This is a genomic window from Nonomuraea sp. NPDC050404 (genome assembly GCF_040655495.1).
Lineage (GTDB): Bacteria > Actinomycetota > Actinomycetes > Streptosporangiales > Streptosporangiaceae > Nonomuraea.
This window is the reverse complement of sequence record NZ_JBFAKB010000105.1, coordinates 1-1305: the sequence shown is the minus strand read 5'-3', so window position 1 is coordinate 1305 and position 1305 is coordinate 1. Positions and strand designations below refer to the sequence as shown.

The 1305-nt window shown below is 68.4% G+C and carries 1 protein-coding gene; it reads left to right on the top strand.

The features are described from left to right. The first annotated feature begins 151 nt into the window (after positions 1–151). Positions 152–1279 carry an IS5 family transposase gene (locus AB0I81_RS64075; RefSeq protein WP_360680734.1) on the top strand — a complete coding sequence of 376 codons (1128 nt, stop codon included), beginning with the start codon at positions 152–154 and terminating at the stop codon, positions 1277–1279. Positions 1280–1305: the final 26 nt, after the last annotated feature.

Below are 1305 nucleotides of genomic sequence, written 5' to 3'. Positions count from 1 at the left end.
TAAGAGCCTGCTGACAAAGGGATTTGGTGTCCGGGCTCGGGTCTGAAGAGTGCCGGGGTGTGGTCATGATTGGGCTGTTGACCGGTGAACAGGAGCGGGCTCCCGGTAGCTGAGATGGTGTCTAAGCAGCTCAGCGGCCAGGAGCCCGTGGTTGTCTGTCTACACGCCCGCGGTCGTGAACGCCAGCGGTTGCGCCTCACCGGGATGCGCATGTCGCGATCGGAAACCGGCATACCCGTCGGATCTGACCGATGCCGAGTGGTGGGTGCTGGAGGGCGAGGCACGGGCGGTGATGGCCGAACTGGTCGCGGTCGCGGGCCGGCCGATGGTGCATGATCTGCGCGCGGTGCTGGACGCGATCGGCTACGTGACCCGGTACGGGATCGAGTGGCGAGCTCTGCCGGTCGACTTCCCGCCGCATGAGGCGGTGTATGCCTTCTTCCTGCGCTGGTCGCGGCGTGGTCTGCCCGAACGGCTGGCAGGGAGGTTGCGCGGCCGACTGCGCGTCCTGGCCGGACGGGCGGAGTTGCCGACCGCGGGGTGCATCGACTCCCAGACGGTCCGGGCGGCCGAGACCGTGGGCGCGGCGGCCTGCGGGTATGACGCGGGCAAGAAGCTCAAGGGGCAGAAGCGGCATGTCGTGGTGGACACCCTCGGGCTGCTGTTGTGCGTGATGGTCACCGCCGCGTCGGTGCAAGACCGTGACGGTGCGCATCCGGTGCTGGCGCTGCTGCGCGCGAAGTTCTCCACCATCACGCTGGTGTGGGCCGACGGCGGCTACGCCGGACGGCTGGTCACCTGGGCCAGGCAGGTCCTCGGCATGGCCGTCACGATCGTCAAGCGCAGCGACGACCTGCGCGGCTTCGTGGTGCTGCCCCGCAGGTGGGTGGTGGAGCGGACGTTCGCCTGGCTGGTCCGCTACCGCCGCCTGGTGCGCATCTACGAACGCAAGCCCGAACATCATGAAGCCCTGATCTGGTGGGCCACCGTGCACCAGATGACCCGCCGCCTGACGCGCGAACTGGCCGGCCTGCCGCCCCCTGGCCGCTGGGGCGACCCGCCGTCGCTGCCGGTCTTGTCCAGCCCCGACCGGCGCGGCAAGGTCCTGCAACTCCTGGCCGCTCAGCCCTGGCACGCCTGGAGAGGAAGCGAACTGGCCGCCATCCTCGGCATCGAGAACGTCAACAGCTTCCGCGTCCAACTGTCCCAATGGTCCCACCAGGGCTACATCAACAAGATCGGACCAGCCCTCTACGGGCCCATGCCCGCCAACCCTTAAGCCTTTGTCTGCAGGCTCTAAGGCCG